This is a genomic window from Robiginitalea sp., from assembly GCF_049588695.1.
Lineage (GTDB): Bacteria > Bacteroidota > Bacteroidia > Flavobacteriales > Flavobacteriaceae > Robiginitalea.
The window spans coordinates 1-2460 of sequence record NZ_JBAVZJ010000058.1 but is presented as its reverse complement, the minus strand read 5'-3'; the positions used below and the strand labels follow the sequence as shown (position 1 = coordinate 2460).

2 protein-coding genes are annotated in these 2460 nt (G+C 50.1%); both read left to right on the top strand.

What is annotated here, in order from left to right; genetic code table 11:
* Positions 1-58: 58 nt before the first annotated feature.
* On the top strand, positions 59-157 hold the full coding sequence (locus WBV75_RS01185) for a hypothetical protein (RefSeq protein ID WP_424118835.1): 99 nt from the start codon (positions 59-61) through the stop codon (positions 155-157).
* Positions 154-2460, top strand: a 2307-nt coding sequence (locus WBV75_RS01180) for a ligand-binding sensor domain-containing protein (protein ID WP_424118834.1), incomplete at its 3' end; no start/stop codon positions are given. The genes WBV75_RS01185 and WBV75_RS01180, both read left to right, overlap by 4 nt.

Sequence of the window (2460 nt, the reverse complement as noted above, 5' to 3'; positions counted from 1 at the left end):
CTTCCAACCCTTCTTCACTACCAAACCCACTGGCGAGGGCACAGGGCTTGGCCTTAGCATGGCGTATGATATCGTGACCAAGGGGCATGGGGGGGAATTGAAGGTTGCATCGGAAGTGGGAGTGGGCTCCGAATTTTTGATTATTTTACCTCTATGATTAGATTCTTATCGGGTGTTTTCTTATTCGCGTTTGTTTCCTTTTGGGGATATGGGCAGAACCAATTGGGCCGGGTCAACCACTACGAGGAACTCAACGGGATGATCATCACCGACCTCCTTTCTGACAGGAACGGGGAACTCTGGATAACGACCTTCAGCGGCCTGCTCACCTTTGACGGGTACGAATTCAAAAACTTCTATCCGGACCCACAGGATTCCACCACCATCGACGACCTACTGCTCTACAAACTTAAGGAAGCCAGCAACGGGGATATCTGGATAGGCAGTATGAATAAGATCTACCGGCACGATGTGAAAACAGGGTTGTTTAAAAACTACCCGCTTGGTGAAATCGTTGAGTATCCCGCGGATGCCCAGCCGATGATCACCCAAATCGAGTCTGACCATAACGGCACTTTCTATTTCGGCATCAATTCGGGTACCGGGTATGACCAATACCCCGGTTTACTCAGGTATGATGAAGCTGACGAAAAATTTGAAGTAGTGAACCTGCCCGATGGACAACCGGTACAGAATGTCTACCGCATGATCGGCAACGAGAGGGGTGAAATTGCCCTGATTGGCAATCAGGGATTTATGATCATCAGACCTGAGAAAACCACTTTTATCGACCTCGATCAACTCCAAAGTTATGCCTGGCTGGACCAGGAGATGCCTACGGATATGGTTTGGGACAATGAAGGGTCTATCTGGATTGTGACCAACCAGTGGAGGCTTGGTAAAATTGATTTATCCGGGAATACTATAGATTTCAAATCCTTCCAATCACCGTTTAATGGGATTACCGACTGGAGTACCCGTATAGGCTATGACAATGCCCGGCTGTGGATCAGCCACCGGGATGGACTGGAGCTATACGACATTCCATCCGGCCAATTGGACATCCCAAAAAATATGGCCCCAAGGCCATTTAGTGCTTTTCTTTATGATAAGATGGGCAACATATGGCTCGGGACCGGGGCCTATGGCCTGTATTGCATTCCCCCTAAACAATCCCTTACCTCCTACCTGCATAACCCGGATGATCCGAATTCCGTAACGGAGGGGTGGGCTAATAATCCTTTTGAGGACGAAGCGGGAAACCTCTGGTTCCCCACATATAACTGGGCAGGGGAAGAAGGCCTGAATAAGATCGACCTGAATACGGGAGAAATCACAAAGATGCTTTTTAAGGAGGAATTGCCTGAATATGGCCGCGTACAGATGATCAATGCCTATGACCAGGGACGCCTCCTTTTCCGGTCCGAACAAAAGTTGTACGGGTACGATGTAAATTCAGGGGAGGTTGTGGACCCTGGGATCTTAAGTGATTCCGAAAATGTGAATTGGCTCAACAATGTTTACAGGGATTCCGGGGGGGATCTCTGGATTTCTACGATGTCCGGGCTCTACAGGCAGACCGGGGAGAAGTACAGTCTGTATGACTTCTCGGAAGGGGAGATGGGGCAGGTGGTGAGCAATGAGGTCCTGAGAGTCATGGAAAGTAAGCGGGGCGGCCTTTGGGTACAGACCAATGAAGGCCTGTTCTTCCTGGACGAGCAAACCGATAAACTCGAGCGGCACGGATATGATCCCAATAAAGGCCCGGTTTTTTCCTCCCAGGATATCAACTCCCTCCTTGAAGACAAAGACGGTTACCTCTGGGTGGGTACCTGGCAGGGAGGGTTGAACCGGTATGATCCGGATACGGGCGACATCAAGTATTACGGTATCGAGGACGGCCTACCCAGTCCGAGCATACAGGGAATCCTCGAAGATGAGGAGCGAAATGTCCTGTGGATGAGCACCTTCCGGGGAATAACCCGCTTTGACAGGGAAACGGAAACCTTTACTTCCTACGGCAACGAGGAAGGAGCCCAAAGCCTGTATGCAGATAACTCCACCCTGGAATTGTCCAATGGATTGTTTGTCTTTGGAGGCAGCAACGGGATAACTGTGTTCAATCCCGCTGATTTCACAGGGGACTCCCGGCCACCGATCACGCGGATAACCGGAATGAATGCCGGGGAAGAAGCTATTCCCTTTGACGAGGGAAAGACCCCTCCCCTGAAACATACCCAAAATAACCTCTCGATCACCTATAAGGGCATCCATTATGACAACCCTTCAAAGAACGAGTTTGCTTACAAACTCTCGCCTGTTGATGAGGATTGGCGGCAGGTAGGCAACTCGCGATCGGCTTACTTCTACGATCTCAAACCCGGGGAGTATACTTTTTCGGTTCGGGCTTCGAGCCCCAATGCCGTCTGGAGTGAACCTGAAACAGTCACATTTTCAATT

Excerpts from the sequence above, each read along its gene's own strand:
- WBV75_RS01185 (WP_424118835.1), top strand. The coding sequence starts at position 59 with ATGGCGTATGATATCGTGACCAAGGGGCATGGGGGGGAATTGAAGGTT.